This is a genomic window from Pararhodobacter sp. (assembly GCF_034676545.1).
Lineage (GTDB): Bacteria > Pseudomonadota > Alphaproteobacteria > Rhodobacterales > Rhodobacteraceae > Pararhodobacter.
On record NZ_JAUCBZ010000015.1, the window covers coordinates 3,713,737 to 3,733,403 of the forward strand.

The window sequence follows — 19,667 nt, forward strand, 5'->3', positions numbered from 1 at the left end:
GCGCTATGCTTGGGAAAGGAACCCGGATGAGAACCTCTGTCGTGGTCATGTTGGTGGCGGCTTTGACCGTGACCGGTTGCAGTACGATCCGCGAGTCGCGGATGAACCCGCGCAATTGGTTTGGCGCCTCGCAGGAAGAACGCCCGAGCCTTGGCCCGGTGCGCGACAGAGTCGACAACCGCGCGCTGGTCACGCAGGTGACGGCGATGACCATCGAGCCCACCTCGTCCGGGGCGTTGGTGCGTGCCGAGGCCATGATGCCCAGCGCGGGTTGGTGGGATGGCGAGTTGGTGCCGCAGAACTTTGGCCGCCCCGAAGCTGGGGTGTTGACCCTGCATTTCGTCGCCGCCGCCCCGCGTGAGGCCGTGCCCGACACCGGTGCGCAGTCGCGCACCTTGATCGCGGTCTACCCGATGTCGCAAGCGCAACTGGATACGGTCTCGTCGGTGGTCGTCACCGGGGAAACCAACAGCCGCAGCGTGCGCCGCTGACGGCGCGCCATGACCGAGGGAGGGGGCTGTGGCCCCCGTCCGCACTCAGCGCTTGTTGTCGATCAACACGACCTGCTGGCCCTTGGCCGTCAACGCCACCTCACCGGCACAGAGCCGCAGGGCGTCGTCGCCAAACACATCTTTCCGCCACCCTTTGAGGCACGCAATATCGCGCTTGCCCCCGGCAATCGCGTCGAGTTCGCTGGTCGGCGCAATCAGCTTTTGCGCCACGCCCGAATCGTCAGCCTTGGCCTTGAGCAGCACGCGCAGCAAATCGGCCAGTGCCGGATTGACCTGCAATTGCGCGTCCTCGGCGGCCACCCGGGGCCATTCGCTGGCGGGCATGGCCAGCGCGGTTTTCACCGCGTTCAAGATCCCCTCGGCGATTTCGCCACGCCGCGCCTCGCGCAGCAACAGGCGTGAACGGCCCAGGGCCTCGATGCTGGCGGGCTTGGTCGAGGCCAGTTCCAGCAGCGCATCATCCTTGTACACCCGCGACCGGGGGATATTGCGGCTCTGGGCGTAATCCTCGCGGAACCGCGCCAATTCGCGCACGATGGCCAGAAACTTGCCCGATTGCCCGCGTGTGCGGATCCGCTGCCAAGCATCCTCGGGCAAGGTGACATAGGTGTCGGGCGTCGACAGGGTCTCGATTTCTTCGGCGACCCAGCTTTCGCGTTGGTTCTTGGTGATTTGCTCGGACAGGTGCAGGTAAATCTGGCGCAGATGCGTCACGTCATCGAGCGCATATTTCAACTGCGCGTCACTGAGGGGGCGCTGCGACCAGTCGGTGAACCGTGAGCCTTTGTCGAGCGGCGCGCGCACGATCTTGCGCACCAGGGTCTCATACCCCGCCTGCTCGCCAAAACCGCAGACCATCGAGGCGATCTGCGTATCAAACAAGGGCTGCGGGATCACGCCGCCGTCGATATAGAAGATCTCCAGATCCTGCCGCGCGGCGTGGAACACCTTGACCACGGCTTCGTTGCGCATCAGCTCCAACAGCGGATCAAGCTGCAAACCGTCGGCCAAGGGGTCGATGATATAGGCGCGCTCTGGCCCGGTGCCCGGCAGCGCCATTTGCACAAGGCACAGCTTGGCGTAATAGGTGCGCTCGCGCAGGAATTCGGTGTCAAGGGTGACGAAGGGCTCGTTGGCCGCTTCGGTACAGAGATCGGCCAGCGCCGCGGTCGTGGTGATGATGTTCATTGTGCCTCGTTATCACGGGGTCATCCCGTTAATCGCGTCGGCTATAAGCGCGGTTTTCGGAAATTGAAAGGGCTCGCTGGCGTGGTTACTGGCGGCGAACCAGGCGGGCGGCACCGATGGCCAGGCCGCGATCGCCCGAGCCTTCGATGCGAAAATGCATGACGTCCCCCTCGAGCCGAAGTTCAAACACCCGGCCCTCACCCGCTTCGACGCGCAGCAGGCCGGGGGCGGCAATGCCCTGCATGGTCTGCGGCAGTTCGCCGGGAAATTCGGCGCGGTTTTCGGCAGTCACGCGACCGCGCGGGGTTTCAAACAGCATATAGGTGAATGATTGCGACGCCTGCGCCGTGGCACAGCGCCCGGAAAAGAACGACTGACCCTGATCAATGGTGCGCAGACGAATGCGACAGCGCAGACGTTGCTCGGGCTCATTACCCAAAACCAATGCGCCTTCGCCCTGCCAGCGCCCTTCAAGCTGATCGACGGTCAGCGCGGAAACCGGGGCGGCAAGACAGAGCGCCACACAGGTCAGCAATCGGATCATTTGGTGCTCCATCGGATGAGGCCGGGCAACAGGAATAAATCAGCCGCCAACGCAAATGTCACGGCCAAGGCCAGCAGGCCGCCATAGATCGCCATGCCCGGCAAGGCCGAGGTCAGGGTCAGCACCAACCCGCCCAGCAAGATCATTGTCGCGGCGGCCATCGGCGGCCCGGCCTCGGTGATGGCGTGCAAGGCAGGGTCGGACCCCGCCGGGGCCAGGCGCAATCGGTTGAGGAAATGCAACGTGTCGTCCACGGCAATGCCAAAGGCGATGGTCAGCGCGATGACATTCATGATCGTCAACTCGCGGCCAATCAGCACCAGCCACGATTCGACGCCAAGGATGGGGATCAGGTTCACGACCAGCGCAATCGCCGCCAGACGCCATGAGCGAAACACGAACCCGACCATGATCGTGATCACCGCGATCGTGCCATAGAGCCCCAGCCGCAGGCTTTGCACCAGCGCCGGACCCTCGACCAGCAGCGCGTAGCCCGGCCCGATCACCTGCGTCACCTGCCCCAGCCCCGCCTCGGCCAGTTTGCTGCGCAACGCGGCCAGGGCCGTATCGGCCCGGATATCACGCGCGGCGATGGCCAGTTGAATGGGCAGCGCATGGGCGGAACCGTCAACCGACGCCATTCGCGCCAGCATCGCCTCGCCCGAGGCACCTGCGGTCCAGGCGGTGCGCTCCGCGCCCCAGATCGCCGCGATGGCGTGGCGAACCCGGTCCAGGGGCGCGTCCGGGTCGGCCTCGACGATCACCAACATGCGATCAGACCCCAGGCCCGAGGTCTCCATCTGCGCCAGCGCCAGGCTGACATCCGCGCCACGGGGCAGATAGTCGGCATAGCGAAAGCCAATCGTTGACTGCGACTGCAACGCCGCGACGCCCACGAACACCAGCAGCGTCAGCACCGGCACAACGCGGCCCAGCTTTGCCACGGCCAGCGCGGGCGGCACGACGATTTCAAAGATGCGCGGCGGCGGCACACCCGCGCGCGGCATATTCAGCGCCCACATCAGGATCGGGGTCAGCAGCAGGACGGCCGCAAGGCTCAACACCATGCCGACCATGCCGACCGACGACATGGTGTTCAGGGACGGCGACTCGGTGAGCGACAAGGACGCAAAGGCAATCGCCGTCGTGACCGAGGTCATTGCCGCGGCGGGCGCGGTCTCGGCCAGGGCGGTGATCACGGCGGGCCTGTACGGCCCCCCCTCGTAAACCCGGTGCATGGCGGCGTGATAGACATGGATACTGTCCGAAAACGCCAGCACGATCAGCAACACCGGCAGCGCCCCCATCAGCGGGTCGATCGCGGTGCCGGTATAGCCGAGCCACCCCATGAACCACACCAGACCGACAATCGGCGGCAATGCAATGACCACCACCGCGCGCCAACTGCGAAACATCAGCATCGACAGGCCGAGGCACAGGATAATCGCCGCGGGCGAGATCACCCGGAGATCGCGCAGCAACTCGGCGGCGATGGCGCGTTGCACAGCGGCGATTCCGACATTTTCAACCGTCAGCCCGTCAATCAAGGCGGTTGCCTCGTTGATCGCGCGGATCAGATCATCGCCGCCCGCCCCCTCGGCCGGGATCACCACGACCACCGCTTGCGTCAGATCGGCAGAGATCATTTGCTCGGCCAGCGGGCTGATGCGGCGCATGGTCTCCAGCCGCTCACGCGGCGCGAGATCCGCCAGTTCCGGGCCGGACAACCACGCCCCATCGCGCCCCGGTGCCGGCAAGGCCGCAAGGCTGAGAACCTGTGCGACGCCGTCAACGAATTGCAGCTCCAACACCAGATCCTCAAGGTCGCTCAGCGCCTGCTCGTCGGCAAAACTGGGGGCGGTGACAAGCAGCACCTCCTCGGCGCGGATCGGCTCAAAGCGCGTCTCATAGATGCGCATCGCGCGGGCGGATTGCGTCTGTGGACCGATCAGCCCCGACAGATTGACCGCGACCTGAATGTTGGTCGCCTGCCACCCCATCAGCACAGTGAAAACAACCAGCAGCGCGGCGGGCCACGCCGGGCGCGCCAGCAGCACCGCAAACAGACGCCAGAGGCGTGATCGTGTCATGGCGTCGTGGGTGTTTTGCATTGCCGGGACTTTAGCACGCTGTCCCTGCCCGGCAAGGTGCGACTGCCACACTGGAACCCGCTTTTTGACCGCGTCGAGACCTGTCAGCGCCAGAGAGTCGCCGCCCCCCTCGGGCTGCGCGTCACGGCTGGCAGGTCAGCCAAGGCATGACACATCAACGCACCGCAGGTGCGCGTCGATCAATCACAAGCCTGTCGGAGTTCTATTGGTGCACCCGAAGCGATTCGAACGCCTGACCCCCAGATTCGTAGTCTGGTGCTCTATCCAGCTGAGCTACGGGTGCACCGTGAGGCGTGATCTAACGGGGGTGGCTGCGTTATGCAAGGGGGGATTGTCGATTTCTTGCGCAGTTTTTTGCCGAATTTTGATCAGCAAATTCAAGCGCCGTCATTCAGGCGCCGTGCGGTAGGCTGATGCGGAACTCGGTGCCTTCGTCGCCCGTGCGCACCAGATCCAGATGACCGCCATGGCCGCGCACCAGCTCGGCGGCAATCACCAGGCCCAGCCCGATACCCCCTTTGCGCGCGCCGCCCTGAAACGCGGCGAACAGGTTTTCGCGGGCGCGTTTTGGCAACCCCGGCCCCGTGTCGATCACCCGGATCACGCTGCCTTCCTCGGTGTCGCGCGCGCTGATTTCGATGGTTCCGGGCGTGCCCGATGTCTCGATGGCCTGCCGGGCATTGCGCACCAGATTGGACAGGACGCGAAACACCTGCTCGGAATCCGCCCGCAACATCAGGGTCGCGGGGATGTCGATCAGAAATTCAACCGGCGTGGCGGCATTCGCGCTGGTTTCCTGCTCGGTTTCCACCAATTCCTCAACCAAAGGCCGCAGCGCAAATTTGCTCAGGCGCGGCGGGGGTTCCTCGGCTTTGCCAAAGGCCAGCGTGCTTTCGCACAGGTTCACCGCGCGATTGAGCGCGTTCAGAAGTTTCGGCGCGGCGCGGGTCACGGCCGGGTCGCTGGAGCTTTCGATGCGGTCCGCCACCAGCGTCGCCGTTGCCAGAATGTTGCGCAGATCGTGACTGATCCGCGCCACCGCGCCGCCCAGTTGCGCCAAGCGCTCCTTTTGCCGCAGGGCCTGGGTCAGATCCTCTTGCAGATTGTGCAACGCCTGCTCGGCGTCGCGCAGTTCGGTCACCCTCGAGTTCGGCGCAATGATCCGGCGCGCATCCTCGGGCGCTTTGGCATAGGCTGCCATCGAATCGATCACCCGCCGGATCGGGGTCACGATCAACCGCTGCACCGAGAAGAACAGCAACGCCCCCGTCGCCAGCGAGATCAGCAGCGAGATCCACAGGATGCGCTGCGCATAGGCCCAGAGCGCGTCACGCATCGGGCCGGTATCCATCGTCACCTCGAGCAGCAACCCGGCCTCTTGCACCGGGTCGCCGATCAGCCGCACGACGGTGTTGTCTTGGGCAAACATCGCCACCAGCCCGTCGCGCATCAAGGCAAACGGCGACGGGTCACGCAGATCGAACACGCCGACCACCGGGCCGGGCACCGGCGAGGACAGCACCAGTTCGCGCACCTCATCGCGCCGCAGCACGACGTTGAACACGCCCGCCGTCAGCAGCAATTCCTCGGCCAGTTTGTCGCTGATCGCGCCATCCGAGGCCAGCAAGGCCAGCGAGGCAATCTGCGCCCGCTCAAGTCGGGTCAGGATATAATCCTCGCGGAACCGGGAGATCGCCGGGACAAGGATGAACACCTCGGCCAACAGGACGAAGATCATGGTCAGTAATAAAAATCGGCCCGACAACGTCCGAAAAAACATGACTTACCCGTAATATCGTACCCGCAACAGCGGTCAGGGCACCAATTTTTGCACCAGTCCAACCACCCGCTTGACCCAGGGATTCTCAAACAGCTTCGGGGAAAAGTAGGCGCCCGCGACGCGTTTGGAAAGCTCTCCCATCGTCGGATAGGGCAAAACAGTGCCTGCAATCGCCCCCATTTTCAGCCGGTTGGCCAAAACAAGCGCCCAGACACCGATCATTTCGCCGGCATTCGGCCCGGCGATGGTCGCGCCAACCGGGCGACCCTTGTTGACCATGACCTTGATCAGGCCCGTGGTCTTGCCGTCGGCCTGCGCGCGGTCGGCGGCGTCAAAACCAAGCGTGATCACCTGAAGCCCCGCGCCGAACTTCTGCCGCGCGGCGGCTTCGCCAAGGCCCACATGCGCCAGTTCCGGGTCGGTATAGGTGACATGCGGGATGTGATCGGCACGCACCTTCGAGGGCAGCCCGAACAGCATCGACCGGATGATGACCCCCGCCTGATACCCGGCGACATGGGTGAACTGCCCCCGACCTGCCACATCGCCAATAGCATAGACCCAGCGATTGGTGCTGCGCAGGCTGTCATCCACCTCGACGCCGCCGCGACCATGCTTGACCCCGGCGAGATCAAGCTCCAGCCGGTCGGTGTTCGGTTTGCGCCCCACCGCCACCAGAAGGTCCGACCCGTTGTAGACCGCACCGCCCTCGACCTGCACCGCGATGGCGCCTTGGTGGCCGCGCACCTGCTCGACCTTGGCACCCTCGATGATCTCGACGCCCTCGTCGCGCAGCGCGGCAACGATCAGGGCCGTGGCCTCGGGGTCATCGTTGCCCAGGGCTTTCGCGCCCTCAAGCACCGTCACCTTGCAGCCCAGCCGCCGATGCGCCTGCGCCATTTCCAGCCCGATCGGCCCGCCGCCGATGATCAGCAGATGCGCAGGCGCGGCGCGCAGGTCAAAAATCGTCTCATTCGTCAGATACGGCACGGAATCGAGGCCGGGGATCGGCGGCACCAGCGGCGAAGAGCCGGTGGCGATCACGAACCGACGCGCCGTGATGCGTTTGCCGCCCGCCTCCACCTCGGTCGGGCTGACGAAGCGCGCATAATCGCGGATCACCTGCACGCCCAACCCCTCGAACCGCTCTTGCGAATCATGCGGCTCGATTGCGGCGATGACACGGGCAACATGTTCCATTGCCGCGGCGTAGTCCGTGACCGGCTCATCCGGCGCGACACCCTTGGATGCGCCCGCGCGGTGTGCGGCCGCCGCCTTGCCGGCCGCCAACAGCGCCTTGGAAGGCACGCAGCCATAGTTCAGGCAGTCACCGCCCATCTTGCCGCCCTCGATCAGCACCACGCTTGCGCCCATCTGCACCGCGCCCGCCGCCACCGACAGCCCGCCCGAGCCAGCCCCGATCACGCAAATATCTGTCTTTATCTGGTCCATAGCTCAGGCCCTCCGCAGGAATTTCAACACAATCGGCAGCAGGGATAGTGCCGCCAGACCCAGGATCGGGCCCAGAATATAGGGTTCAAAGATGATGCCCAGATTGGGGGCCTCGCCGCGCGCGAACACCTCGCCAAGGCCAGAGCCGACCCAAGTATACACCAGCCCGCCCGGGATGATGCCGACCAGCGTGGTCCAGGCGAACCGCCACGTTGCCACGCCCAGAAACGCCGGGATCAGATTGGCAATGAAAAACGGCACCACAGGCACCAGCCGCATCGACAGCAAGACGGGCACTTCGTTTGCGGTGATCCCATCCGTTAGCCGTCGCACCGCCCCGTCGCTGGCGTCGATCCGGTCCTTGAGGCCCTGCCCCAACCCGGTGCGCACCGCCAGAAAAATCGCGACGGCACCAAGGGTTGCGGCAACCACGTTGAACACAACGCCGGGAAAGACCCCGAACAAAAAGCCGCCCGTCAGTGTTGCCGCCGAGGCGCCCGGCAGGGAAAACGCCACGATGACGATATAGGCCAGCATGAAAATCGCCGGTGCCCAAAAGGGGTGCGCGGCACGGTAGGCCAGCAACGCCTCGCGATTCTCGCGCAACGACTCAAAGGTCAGGTACTCGCGCAGGTAAATGCCGCCCGCGATCGCCCCGGCGATGATCAGGATTAACGGGAGCCACCGGCGAAACCGGGAAGAATTCTGGGTCACGATGCGCTCCGTTCCTGTGTCGTGGCACGGGGCAATACAGCGCCGCGTCCCGTCTGTTTCCATGTTTCACCGACATCACACGAACGTGCCGTGAGGCGTCTTTCGCCGCATCTCTCGTGCAAGACGCGGCGTCGCATGGTGCGCAGTTAGCACAGGTGCGTGGACGATCAATGCCCCGATCATCGCCAAATGCGACATGACACGGTGGCAAGCCGGGTTTCGCGCCGTCATCTGGAATAATCGCTGGGCTTCGGGTCAGCGGCAGATTATGCATGAGCGTGATCAAGTTGCATGATGAGAGCCGCCCCGCAGCCGGGATTCTTTTTTCCCGATGTTCGGCAGAGGTGAATTGACTTGCCCGCCGGGGTTGGCTATTGCCCGGCCTTCAAGAATGTCGGCCTTAGAACCCGCTGTCAGTGGGTTTGGGCCAAGATTAAAGGACATGAGCGATGAAGCGCACATTTCAGCCGTCGAACCTGGTTCGCAAACGCCGTCACGGTTTTCGGTCGCGTATGGCAACCAAAGCTGGCCGGAAAATCCTGAACCTGCGCCGCGCACAGGGCCGCAAGAAGCTGTCGGCCTAAGGTTCAGACGCTGATGGGTCGATGACACCGCCGGATACTCCCCTGTGCAGCCCCGCGAATGGGCCGCACGCGGAGCCGGTGGCTCTGTCACGACTGCAGGTCTTGACGCAACGATCTGATTTTTTGGCTGCGGCCAAAGCCCGGCGTGTTCCCACGGCGGGTTTTCTGCTGCAAGCCAGGCAGCGCCGCGAGGCCGAGGGATTTGACGGCGTCCGAATCGGGTTCACCTGCTCGAAGAAAATCGGCAACGCGGTGACCCGCAATCGCGCGAAACGGCGTCTGCGGGCGCTGGCGCGCGAGGTTCTGGCGTCGCGCGGTGTGGCGGGCTGGGATTATGTGTTGGTTGGCAAACCGGATGCCACGGTCTCGCGCGACTATGCCGACCTTCTTGATGATTTGCGCATGGCTCTGGCAAAAATCCACGCCTGAGCGCACCGCGCGCCCGGTATTGCCGCCGAGCCCTGACCTGCGCTGTTTTGCCGCCCCTGTCGAAAGCCGCCACCGTGCCTGATCCGATCCGCCCCTCGATCCGCAAACCCGCCGCCTGGCTGATCTCATTGCCGGTGCGCCTCTATCGGCTGTTGCTCAGCCCCTGGGTCGGCAATGGCTGTCGGTTTCAGCCAACCTGCTCGGTCTATACGCTGGAAGCGCTTGAACGGCACGGCGCGGTGAAAGGCGGCTGGCTGGCGGCAAAACGGATCGCCAGCTGTCATCCGCTGGGTGGGCACGGCTATGACCCGGTTCCCGGCGCCGACCCCGATCACGACGCGCTGAAACACTCTGACGAGCGTTGACGAAACCCGCCGAATCCCCCTAAGGCAACCGCAGGAGGGCCGCCTCATGCTCGATGACTGTGACGATATCCACCCACTGTTTCACGGCGCCCCCAAAAGCACCGCATTCCGCAAATTGCGCAAACGGTTGGTGCAGCAGGTGCGCGAGGCGGTCGAGACCTTTGGCATGGTCCAACCCGGTGCGCGGTGGCTGGTGTGCCTTTCCGGTGGCAAGGACAGCTATACCCTGCTGGCGATCCTGCATGAATTGCAGTGGCGCGGGTTGCTGCCGGTCGATCTGCTGGCCTGCAATCTCGATCAGGGGCAACCGGGGTTTCCGGCCACCGTGCTGCCGGAATTCCTGGCCAAGATGGGCGTGCCACACCGAATCGAGTATCGTGACACCTATTCCATCGTCATGGACAAAATTCCGCAAGGGGCGACCTATTGCAGCCTGTGCTCGCGGTTAAGGCGCGGAAATCTTTACCGAATCGCCCGCGAGGAGGGGTGTTCTGCGGTGGTGCTGGGCCATCACCGTGATGACATCCTCGAAACCTTCTTCATGAACCTGTTTTTCGGCGGGCGGCTGGCGGCAATGCCGCCCAAATTGCTGAACGAAGACGGGGATCTGACGCTCCTTCGCCCTCTTGCGATGGTGTCCGAAGATGACTGCGAAAAATTCGCGCAGGGAATGCAATATCCCATCATTCCCTGCGATCTGTGCGGCAGCCAGGACGGCTTGCAACGCCAACAGGTCAAGGGGATTCTGGACGGTTGGGAGGCCCGCACACCGGGGCGGCGCAACATCATGTTCAAGGCCCTGATGAATGTGCGCCCGTCGCATCTGGTGGACCCGGCATTGTTCGATTTTGCCGGATTGATGGCGCAGGCAAGCAGCCCGGCCGACGCAGATAGTGAAAATTCGAACGAAATTTCTGGGCGGCGTTAAGCCTTCAGTGAGGGCGATTGTCCAACGTCACCCCGTCGGGACCCAATCACCGACGACGGGGGACGAACGTCAATGCACAAGAATTCATGGGTACAGCGCCTGACCACTGGCTTTGCCAACCAACGGCGTCGGCTGTCGTCTTTGGCGATTCCGGTTCTGACCGCCGCCGCCTTGAGCGGGAGTGTGGCAACCCCATTGATCGTCGGCATCATCATCACCCAGATGCTGGTCCTGCTCTGGGCGACGGATGTCTCGGGCACGCAGTTCAGCCTTGCCCGTGACCGGCGAAAAGTCGTTGCAGTTCAGCGCGATGCACTGGAAGCCGGATTTGCGAACATCGCGCCCGGCTCGCAATCCGCGGCCTTGGCGATCCGGCTGGACGATGCCGAACGACTGAAAACGCAACATGGCGCACGGTTCATCGAGGCGCTCGTCGCGGCGATGGGCGCACGGCTGGCGGGCACGCTGCGGGAACAGGATTCCTACTGTCCTTTGGACAAAACGAGTTTCGGCGCGGCGCTTTTCCCGCAGCGCGGGATCGACCTCGGCAGCGTCCTCACCGTGGCGCAACGCATCCAGACCACGCTGGCACAGCCCTTCAAAATGGAAGACGTGACCATCTGGCCCAGTGTTTCCATCGGATTTTGCCTGAGCCAGCGCGCCGCATCGCTGAACGGGATCGGTATGCTGCAAGCCGCCGAACAGGCCGCCTTCAAGGCGCAGGCGGCGGGCCCGGGGAACCTGCGCAGCTACAGTGTGGTCGATTTTCCGGCCGCAATCACGGGCGAGCGGCTGGAGGCGTTGCAGCGCGCCTTGGAGAACGGCGAAATCTGCCCGCATTTCCAACCTCAGGTCCTGACCACAACGGGCCAGATCAGCGGGCTGGAGGCACTGGCGCGCTGGAACCATCCGCAACGCGGCCTGGTTCCGCCCTCTGACTTCATCCCCTTGATCGAGGCCGGTCTTTCCTCGAAACTGGCGGAAACCATGCTGCGCGGCGCGTTGAAGACCTTGGCGGCGCTGGAGGGTTCAGGCCAACATGTGCCCTCGGTTTCCGTCAACCTCTCGGCCGAGGAATTGCGAAACCCGCGGCTCGCCGATGAAATCACCTGGGAGCTGGATCGCCATAACCTGACGCCGGAGCGGCTGACCATCGAGATCCTCGAAACCGTTGTCGCCGACAGTGACGACGATATCGCCGTGCGCAACATCGCCCGGTTGGCGGGGATGGGATGCGGCATCGACCTTGATGATTTCGGCACGGGCCACGCGTCAATTGCCAATATCCGGCGCTTCGCGGTTGGACGGATCAAGATTGACCGCTCCTTTGTGACACGCATGCACGAAGACCGTGACCAGCAGCGTATGGTCGCGGCGATCTTGTCCATGAGCCAACAGCTCGAACTCGAGACTGTCGCCGAAGGTGTTGAATGCGCCGAGGAGCAGATCATGCTGGCGCAAATGGGCTGCAACCACCTGCAAGGATTCGCGATTGCCCGCCCAATGCCCGCCGAAACACTCGGCGATTGGCTGCATGCGCATGAGGCCGCGTTGTCATGTGGCGAGCCTTGGTGCGAAGAGACGACTCCGGCGCGCACGGCGTCCAACGCCCCTCATTGAGGCAAACACACCGACTCATCGTGCAGCGATTTCATCCCGGCCAGCGCCGCCGCGTACCGCCCGAACGGCCCATGCGCAATCAGGCACTTTGGGGAACGGCAGACCAACCAACGCCCTCGCTTTCGGTACATTTAGCGCGACGGCGTCACAAATCGGGGCGGCAGGGCGATCAGCCGACGAAAAACCCCGCGATCCAGCCCCCTTTGGGGGAATCCGCTTGACCTTTGCGGGCTGGGCTTGTTGAACCAGCCCTGCACTGAAATCGCGCCCGGAAAGACCCGATGGACGATCAAACAAAAAATCTAATTCTCGCCTTTGCCCTCAGCCTCGCGGTGATCATGGGGTGGTTCGCCCTGTTCCCGCCGCCCGAGCCCAGCCCGGCAGACAGCGTCGCGCAGAGCGAATTGCTCCCGCCGCCCGCGGCGGATGTGGTGCCTGGCGCGGTTGCCGGCACGACGGCAGAACCGATTGTGGAAGCCGTTCGCATCCAGATCGACACACCACGCATGCGCGGCTCCATCGCCCTGACAGGGGGGCGTTTCGACGACCTTCAACTGCGCGATTATCGTGAAACGGTAGACGACGATTCCGACCTTGTTCATTTGCTGAACCCGGTCGGTGGCGACCGCCATCCCTATTATGCCCTGTTCGGTTGGAGCCCGCGCGGCGCGCTGGATTACGCACAGGTCCCCGGCCCGAATACCGTGTGGGAACAGGTCGGCAGCAACAGCCTGACGCCAGCAACCCCCATCACCCTGCGCTGGGACAATGGGTCTGGATTGGTGTTCACGCGGAATATCAGCGTTGACGAGAACTTCGTTTTCACCATCGACCAGCGCGTCGAGAACACCGGCGACACGGCCGTCTCGCTGGATCCCTACGGGATTCTGGCACAGCATGGCGTACCCGCTGACCTGCAAAAGTTCTTTATTTCGCACGAAGGTCTCGTGGAAATGATCGACGGCAGCCTGACCGAAGATGATTACGGCGACATGGTAGGGTATGAAGTCAGCGACCGTGAGCGCACGCCCGCCCGCACGCAAACCGCAGCCGAGAACGGCTGGATCGGCTTCACCAGCAAGTATTTCATGGCCTCACTGATGGGCGTGCCGGGGCAAGGCTTTACCGCAGTTGCGCAACACGTCCCCGGTGCCGACATCTATCAGGCCAGCATGCGGCAGGCGACTGTCACCGTGCAACCGGGTGACTCGGCCAGCGTTCAGTCCATGCTGTTCACGGGTGCCAAGGAATTCGCCACGCTCAGCGAGTACGAAGACGCTGGCATCGAGCGGTTCACCGACGCGATTGACTGGGGTTGGTTCTTTTTCCTGACCCGGCCGATCTTTCAGGTTCTGAACTTCATTCACGGCATTATCGGCAACATGGGCTGGTCCATCCTTGTGTTGACCCTGTTCCTCAAGGCGCTGTTGCTGCCCTTGGCGTGGAAATCCTACGTCTCGATGGCGCGGATGAAAGAGCTGCAGCCCGAAATGGCCAAGATGAAGGAACGGGTTGGCGACGACCGCCAGAAAATGCAGCAGGAAATGATGGCGCTGTACCGCGAGAAAAAGGTGAACCCGGCCGCCGGGTGCCTGCCGATCTTGCTGCAGATCCCGATTTTCTTCTCGCTGTACAAAGTGATCTTTGTCACCATCGAATTGCGACATGCCGCGTGGATCTGGGTGTTCAACGACCTCTCGGCCCCTGATCCGACATCGCTTTTCAACCTGTTTGGCGCGCTGCCTTGGGCGGCTCCTGAGCCGGGCACCCTGATGGCGACCGCCTTCTTGGGATTGCTGCCGCTGTTGTTCGGCACGTCGATGTGGTTCCAGATGCGCCTCAACCCGGCCCCTGCGGACCCGATGCAGGCGACGATCTTCAACTGGATGCCATGGGTCTTCATGTTTGTGATGGGCGGCTTTGCGTCCGGCCTGTTGATCTACTGGATCGGCAACAACATCATCACCTTCACGCAGCAGTACCTGATCATGTCGACGCATGGTTCAAGACCGGATGTGTTTGGCAATATCAAAGCCTCGGTCAAGCGCCCGCGCGGTGGCAAGTCCGGATGAGCCGGATACGCCTTGCGCATATCGTCCGGCATCCGGTCAAATCGGTGGGATGGCAGGAAATTGAAAGGGCGGCCCTGACGCGGGGCCGCCCCCTTCCGTTTGACCGCCTCTGGGCTGTCGCCACCGAGGCCGCCGAAACCCAGGCGGAGTTGGACGTCTGGCAGCCCAAGCTGCGCTTTGTGCGCGGCGCGGCCGAGGGTCGCTTGCAGGCGGTTCGCGCGACCTTCGATGAGCGCACGCAGGCAATCACGCTGTCTCACCCGGATCGCGAGACCTTCACCGGCGTCTTGCCGCAGGCGGCGAGCGCCCTTCTGGAATGGCTGCGCCCCTTGTGGCCCGACACACGCCCTGCGCCGTCGCGCCTTGTCTCCCGGTCTGATGGGGGCGCGTTAACGGATGTGCCCGAGCCCTATGTGTCACTTCTGAACCTGTCCTCGAACACGGCTTTGGCCACCAAGATGGGGCTCGACTTGTCGATCCATCGGTGGCGTGGCAATCTGTGGCTTGATGGATTGCCCCCCTGGGAGGAGTTCAACTGGATTGGCCGCGAGATCCAGATCGGCAGCGCCCGATTGAAGATTGAGAAACGCATTACACGCTGCGTTGCCACGACCTTTGACCCCATCTCCGGGATCAGGCAGGGCGAAACGCTGGACGCCTTGACCCAAGGTTGGGGCCACCAGGATTTTGGCGTTTACGGCGAGTCATCGCCACCGGCGAGATCGCCATAGAGGATGAAGTGATAGTTTTCCCATGATCGCACCCCTGCCCTTTCCCCTCACGCCGCATCCGACGCCCGAAGACATCGAGGCGGGCCGCAAGCTGTTTGCCGGCGATGTCGATTTTGTCAAAGGGGTCGTGGCGATGCCCGGCCTGCCCCCCGCTGACCGCCTCGAAGTGTGCTTTGCCGGTCGCTCGAACGTCGGGAAATCAAGCCTGATCAATGCGTTGACCGGGCGCAAGGCCTTGGCGCGAACCTCGAACACACCGGGCCGCACGCAGGAAATCAACTACTTCGACGTCGGCGGTCATTTCTTTTTGGTCGACCTGCCCGGCTACGGCTTTGCCGAGGCTCCGCTGCCGATCGTCAAACAATGGCAAGCGCTGCTCAAAGCCTATTTGTCCGGCCGCGCGACACTGCGCCGCGCCTTTGTGCTGGTGGACATGCGCCATGGCGTGAAAAAGGTCGACCACGACATCATGCAGCTGCTGAACCAATCCGCCGTGACCTTTCAGGTGGTCCTGACCAAAGCCGACAAGATCGGCATGGAGCAGCAGGAAAAGACGCTTGCGCAGGTTCGTGCAGCCTTGCAACAACATCCGGCCGCGTATCCCGAGATCCTTGTGACTTCGTCTGAAAAGGGCGACGGTATCGCCACACTTCGCGCCCTCATCGCAACCATGCAGTAATGCCAACATGAAACAGCAAACCATGAACCGTGATTGGACCGCCATCGCCCGGACATTGTCCGAGGCTCTCCCTTACCTCCAGCGTTTTTCGGGCGCCGTCGTCGTCGTCAAATTCGGCGGCAACGCGATGGGCGACCAGGACGCCATGGCGGAATTCGCCCGCGATATCGTCTTGATGCGCCAAGTCGGGTTGAACCCGATTGTCGTGCATGGCGGCGGGCCGATGATCAACAGCATGTTGGACAGGTTGGGCATCAAGTCCGAATTCGTGCGCGGCAAACGCGTGACCGACAAGGCGACCGTCGAGGTCGTCGAAATGGTGCTGACCGGGTTGGTCAACAAGCGCATCGTGCAGGCGATCATGGACGAAGGTGGCCGCGCCGTCGGCCTGTCAGGCAAGGACGACGACATGATGGTCTGCGTGGCCGATGACCCGGAGCTGGGTTTTGTCGGTCGCCCGGTCGAAATGAACGTGCAGGTATTGCGCGACCTCTACAATGCCGGGATCATCCCGGTCGTGGCGCCGGTTGCCACCGGCATGGCCGCCAACGAGACGTTCAACGTGAATGGCGACACTGCCGCCGGGGCCATTGCCGGTGCGCTCAAGGCGGATCGTTTGTTGCTGTTGACCGATGTGTCCGGCGTGAAGGACGAGAACGGCGATGTCGTGACCGAGCTGACCTCGGAACAGGTGCGCCAGATGACCAAAGCGGGCGTGATCGCGGGTGGTATGATCCCCAAGACCGAGACCGCGCTGGAGGCCTTGGAACAGGGGGTTCGCGCCGTGGTGATCCTGGACGGCCGGGTCCCCAATGCCTGCCTGCTGGAGTTGTTCACCGAGCACGGGGCGGGCAGCATGATCCGCTCCACCGAGGCCAAGGTTGCCGTGCGTGGGCATGGCACCTGACCTGATCGCGGCGCTCCAAAGCCATCATCTGGTGGCTTTGGCCAGTCTACCCGCCGACCCCGAATTCTGCCCCGACGCGGCACGGTCTCTGGTTCTGATCGGGCCAATGGGTGGCGCGTCGTGGTGGGAGCACGTCACCCGGTCTGCCGAATGGTTGGACGGCCAGCCTGATCCGCTGGATCGCTGGTCGATGCGAGTTCTGGACGGCGTCGCAGCCCGGTTCGGTGGGCGGGCCCTGTTTCCCTCCGACGGCCCGCCCTTTCCGCCGTTCTTCAAATGGGCGCTGGCGTCGGGCGCTCTGTGGCAAAGCCCGGTCGGTATGTTGGTGCATGCCGAGGCGGGCCTGTGGGTGTCCTTTCGCGGCGCGCTGGCGGTGCCGTTTGACGTTCCTTTGCCTGCCACGCGGAATCCCTGCGACACCTGCCAGGATCAACCCTGCCGAACCGCCTGCCCGGTGAATGCCTTGTCGCCGACGGTGTATGATGTGGCGGCCTGTCATGACTTTCTGAATACAGACGCCGGAAACCGCTGTCTTTCCGAAGGGTGCCGGGCGCGTGGCGCTTGCCCCGCCTCGCAAAGGCATGCAAGACTGGCAGCTCAATCCGCCTATCACATGAGCCGGTTTCACACATGACAAAACGCCTGATTCTGACACGGCATGCCAAGTCCAGCTGGGATGACCCGACGACCCCCGATCACGAGCGGCCCCTGAATGAACGGGGGAAAGCTGCGGCGGCCGATCTGGGCGGCTGGCTGGCCTCGCGTGGATATGTGCCGCAGGAGGTGCTGTGCTCGGATGCGGCGCGGACCCGCGAGACCTGGGAGGGGCTGGCCCCGTCGCTGGAGGGTGCGGTCGAGCCGACGTTGAAATCGGCGCTCTATAATGCCGGGCCTGATGTGATGCTGGCAGTTTTGCGGCACGCGAAAGCGGACACGGTGATGATGATCGGGCACAATCCGGGGATCAGTGAATTTGCGGAACGAATCGTCGCGCAGGTGCCGATGAATCCGGATTTCCATCGCTATCCGACGGGTGCGACCCTGGTGGTGACGCTGGAGGTGGCGGACTGGAAAGAGGTCGCCTATGGAATGGGGTCGATCCGGGATTTTATCATCCCCAGCGAAATCCCGGCCTGATGTCCCCCCGTGGGACAGGGTGAGAGACACGCAAAAACAACCCCTTACGCTGCAGCGTTAGGGGTTTTTTAACAGTTTACACCACAACCGAGCCCCGCCATGCGCAAGTTTCCACGCCTCTCTACCTGCCACGAGGACCCGACCCCCTATCCGCCCGGCACCGCCTATATGGACGGCCAATACCTGCCGATTGGCGAGGCCAGGATTTCGGTGCTGGACAACGGCTTTCTGCACTCGGATGCCACCTATGACGTGGCGCATGTCTGGAACGGCGCATTTTTGCGGCTCAACGACCATCTGGACCGGTTTTTTGCGGGCCTCGACAAACTGCACATGACGATCCCTTATGATCGCGCGCAGGTGACGGAAATCCTGTGCAATTGCGTGGCACTGTCGGGCCTGCAAAACGCCTATGTCGAATTCATCTGCACGCGCGGCCTGTCGCCCCGCTTCAGCCGGGATCCGCGCGATTGCCAGAATCGGTTCATCGCCTTTGCCATCCCGTTCGGCTCGATCGCCAACCCCGCGCAGTTGAAACACGGGCTGCATGTGGCAATCACCGATCTGCTGCGCATTCCGCCCGCCTCGGTCGATCCAACGGTGAAGAATTATCACTGGCTGGACTTGGTCAAGGGCCTGTATGCCGCCTATGCGCGGGGCGCGGATACGGCAATTCTGGTGGACGGCGCGGGCAATATCGCCGAAGGGCCGGGATTCAACGTGTTCGCGGTGAAGAATGGCGCAATCCTGACGCCAAAGAACGGCGTGTTGCAGGGTATCACCCGGCAGACGATCTTTGACCTGAGCGCGGCGCTGCAGGTCAGTTGCACCGCCGGGACCCTCTCGCCCGCCGCATTGATCACGGCGGAGGAGGTGTTCGTTACCTCGACCGCAGGCGGCGTGATGCCGGTCACCCGGATTGACGGGCAGCCTGTGGGGTCTGGCAAGATTGGCCCGATCACCGCACGGATGACCGAGCAGTATTGGCGCCTGCATGACGATCCACAGATGCGCACGGTGGTTGAATACCCCAAGATGCCCGACACCGGGACGCCGGGCGCATAAGAAAAAGGAGGGCCGCAGCCCCCCTTGATCCGTGTCTTGGCCGGAACGCGCGCGGCGCTGTTGCGTCAGTGCGCCAGAATCTGGCTGAGAAACAGCTTCGTACGCTCGGATTGCGGATTGCTGAAGAACTCCTTGGGTTCGTTCTGTTCAACAATCTGGCCCTGATCCATGAAGATCACCCGATTCGCCACAGCCTGCGCAAAGCCCATCTCGTGGGTCACGCAGAGCATGGTCATGCCCTCCTCGGCCAGTTCGATCATCGTGTCGAGCACCTCTTTGATCATCTCGGGGTCAAGCGCCGAAGTCGGTTCATCGAACAGCATGATCCGCGGCTTCATGCACAGCGAACGCGCAATGGCCACGCGCTGCTGCTGACCGCCCGAGAGTTGGCCGGGGAATTTGTCGGCCTGCTCGGGGATCTTGACCTTTTCCAGAAAATGCATCGCGATTTCTTCGGCTTCTTTCCGGGGAATCTTGCGCACCCAGATCGGCGCCAGCGTTAGATTGTCGAGGATCGACAGATGCGGGAACAGGTTGAAGTGCTGGAACACCATGCCGACCTCGGAGCGGACCTTGTCGATGTTCTTGAGGTCCGAGGACAGCTCGGTGCCATCCACGATGATCTGGCCCTTCTGGTGTTCCTCCAGCCGGTTGATGCAGCGAATGAGCGTGGATTTGCCCGACCCCGAGGGGCCACAAATCACGATCCGCTCGCCACGATTGACGGTCATGTTGATGTCGCGCAGGACGTGAAACGCCCCGTACCACTTGTTCATGTTGGTGATCTGGATCGCGACCTCGTCGCTCACCGTCATTGCGCTGCGTTGTGCAGTCGTTTCCATGCGTTTC

Annotated in this window: 20 protein-coding genes and 1 tRNA gene; 13 read left to right on the forward strand and 8 right to left on the reverse strand. The window is 63.0% G+C overall.

Annotation, left to right across the window (positions count from 1 at the left end; genetic code table 11):
• Positions 1-26: 26 nt before the first annotated feature.
• On the forward strand, positions 27-491 hold the full coding sequence (locus VDQ28_RS21640; RefSeq protein WP_323037901.1) for a hypothetical protein: 465 nt from the start codon (positions 27-29) through the stop codon (positions 489-491).
• Positions 492-536: 45 nt separating this feature from the next.
• Here the strand turns inward: VDQ28_RS21640 and rnd are convergent, their stop codons facing one another.
• The 7 genes from rnd to VDQ28_RS21675 form a co-directional block, all read right to left on the reverse strand.
• Complete coding sequence (gene rnd / locus VDQ28_RS21645; RefSeq protein WP_323037902.1) at positions 537-1,700, reverse strand: ribonuclease D; 1,164 nt, start codon at positions 1,698-1,700, stop codon at positions 537-539.
• A gap of 85 nt (positions 1,701-1,785) precedes the next feature.
• Positions 1,786-2,244 carry a hypothetical protein gene (locus VDQ28_RS21650; protein WP_323037903.1) on the reverse strand — a complete coding sequence of 153 codons (459 nt, stop codon included), beginning with the start codon at positions 2,242-2,244 and terminating at the stop codon, positions 1,786-1,788.
• The gene (locus tag VDQ28_RS21655; RefSeq protein WP_323037904.1) at positions 2,241-4,334 is read right to left on the reverse strand and encodes an efflux RND transporter permease subunit; all 2,094 of its coding nucleotides are present in this window, start codon (positions 4,332-4,334) and stop codon (positions 2,241-2,243) included. Before VDQ28_RS21655 ends, VDQ28_RS21650 begins: the two co-directional genes overlap by 4 nt.
• Positions 4,335-4,561: 227 nt before the next feature.
• Positions 4,562-4,638 (reverse strand) — tRNA-Arg (locus VDQ28_RS21660).
• A 108-nt stretch (positions 4,639-4,746) separates the two neighbouring features.
• On the reverse strand, positions 4,747-6,135 hold the full coding sequence (locus VDQ28_RS21665; protein ID WP_323037905.1) for a HAMP domain-containing sensor histidine kinase: 1,389 nt from the start codon (positions 6,133-6,135) through the stop codon (positions 4,747-4,749).
• A 33-nt stretch (positions 6,136-6,168) separates the two neighbouring features.
• Complete coding sequence (locus VDQ28_RS21670; protein ID WP_323037906.1) at positions 6,169-7,587, reverse strand: dihydrolipoyl dehydrogenase family protein; 1,419 nt, start codon at positions 7,585-7,587, stop codon at positions 6,169-6,171.
• Between the two features lie 3 nt (positions 7,588-7,590).
• Positions 7,591-8,301 (reverse strand): TVP38/TMEM64 family protein, encoded by a 711-nt coding sequence (locus VDQ28_RS21675; RefSeq protein ID WP_323037907.1) that lies wholly within the window; start codon positions 8,299-8,301, stop codon positions 7,591-7,593.
• Between the two features lie 449 nt (positions 8,302-8,750).
• Here VDQ28_RS21675 and rpmH point away from each other — a divergent pair, with 449 nt between their 5' ends.
• From rpmH to VDQ28_RS21735, 12 genes are all read left to right on the forward strand, one after another.
• Positions 8,751-8,885, forward strand: a complete 135-nt coding sequence (rpmH, locus tag VDQ28_RS21680; RefSeq protein ID WP_323037908.1) for a 50S ribosomal protein L34 — start codon at positions 8,751-8,753, stop codon at positions 8,883-8,885.
• A gap of 21 nt (positions 8,886-8,906) precedes the next feature.
• Positions 8,907-9,314: a ribonuclease P protein component gene (gene rnpA, locus VDQ28_RS21685; protein WP_323037909.1), complete on the forward strand. Its 408-nt coding sequence runs from the start codon at positions 8,907-8,909 to the stop codon at positions 9,312-9,314.
• Between the two features lie 119 nt (positions 9,315-9,433).
• Complete coding sequence (yidD, locus tag VDQ28_RS21690) at positions 9,434-9,679, forward strand: membrane protein insertion efficiency factor YidD (protein WP_416349438.1); 246 nt, start codon at positions 9,434-9,436, stop codon at positions 9,677-9,679.
• Between the two features lie 46 nt (positions 9,680-9,725).
• Complete coding sequence (gene ttcA / locus VDQ28_RS21695; protein ID WP_323037910.1) at positions 9,726-10,607, forward strand: tRNA 2-thiocytidine(32) synthetase TtcA; 882 nt, start codon at positions 9,726-9,728, stop codon at positions 10,605-10,607.
• A gap of 72 nt (positions 10,608-10,679) precedes the next feature.
• Complete coding sequence (locus tag VDQ28_RS21700) at positions 10,680-12,227, forward strand: bifunctional diguanylate cyclase/phosphodiesterase (protein ID WP_323037911.1); 1,548 nt, start codon at positions 10,680-10,682, stop codon at positions 12,225-12,227.
• Between the two features lie 281 nt (positions 12,228-12,508).
• Complete coding sequence (gene yidC / locus VDQ28_RS21705) at positions 12,509-14,299, forward strand: membrane protein insertase YidC (protein WP_323037912.1); 1,791 nt, start codon at positions 12,509-12,511, stop codon at positions 14,297-14,299.
• Positions 14,296-15,030, forward strand: coding sequence for an MOSC domain-containing protein (locus tag VDQ28_RS21710; protein WP_323037913.1), 735 nt, complete (start codon positions 14,296-14,298; stop codon positions 15,028-15,030). Before yidC ends, VDQ28_RS21710 begins: the two co-directional genes overlap by 4 nt.
• A gap of 25 nt (positions 15,031-15,055) precedes the next feature.
• Complete coding sequence (gene yihA / locus VDQ28_RS21715) at positions 15,056-15,709, forward strand: ribosome biogenesis GTP-binding protein YihA/YsxC (protein ID WP_323038178.1); 654 nt, start codon at positions 15,056-15,058, stop codon at positions 15,707-15,709.
• Between the two features lie 22 nt (positions 15,710-15,731).
• On the forward strand, positions 15,732-16,616 hold the full coding sequence (gene argB / locus VDQ28_RS21720) for an acetylglutamate kinase (RefSeq protein ID WP_323038179.1): 885 nt from the start codon (positions 15,732-15,734) through the stop codon (positions 16,614-16,616).
• Positions 16,606-17,250: a ferredoxin gene (locus VDQ28_RS21725; protein WP_323037914.1), complete on the forward strand. Its 645-nt coding sequence runs from the start codon at positions 16,606-16,608 to the stop codon at positions 17,248-17,250. The genes argB and VDQ28_RS21725 overlap by 11 nt, the downstream gene beginning before the upstream one ends.
• Positions 17,247-17,753, forward strand: a complete 507-nt coding sequence (locus VDQ28_RS21730) for a histidine phosphatase family protein (RefSeq protein WP_323037915.1) — start codon at positions 17,247-17,249, stop codon at positions 17,751-17,753. The genes VDQ28_RS21725 and VDQ28_RS21730 overlap by 4 nt, the downstream gene beginning before the upstream one ends.
• A 99-nt stretch (positions 17,754-17,852) precedes the next feature.
• Positions 17,853-18,818, forward strand: a complete 966-nt coding sequence (locus VDQ28_RS21735) for an aminotransferase class IV (protein WP_323037916.1) — start codon at positions 17,853-17,855, stop codon at positions 18,816-18,818.
• A gap of 65 nt (positions 18,819-18,883) precedes the next feature.
• Here the strand turns inward: VDQ28_RS21735 and VDQ28_RS21740 are convergent, their stop codons facing one another.
• Positions 18,884-19,660 carry an amino acid ABC transporter ATP-binding protein gene (locus tag VDQ28_RS21740; RefSeq protein WP_323037917.1) on the reverse strand — a complete coding sequence of 259 codons (777 nt, stop codon included), beginning with the start codon at positions 19,658-19,660 and terminating at the stop codon, positions 18,884-18,886.
• Positions 19,661-19,667 lie beyond the last annotated feature (7 nt).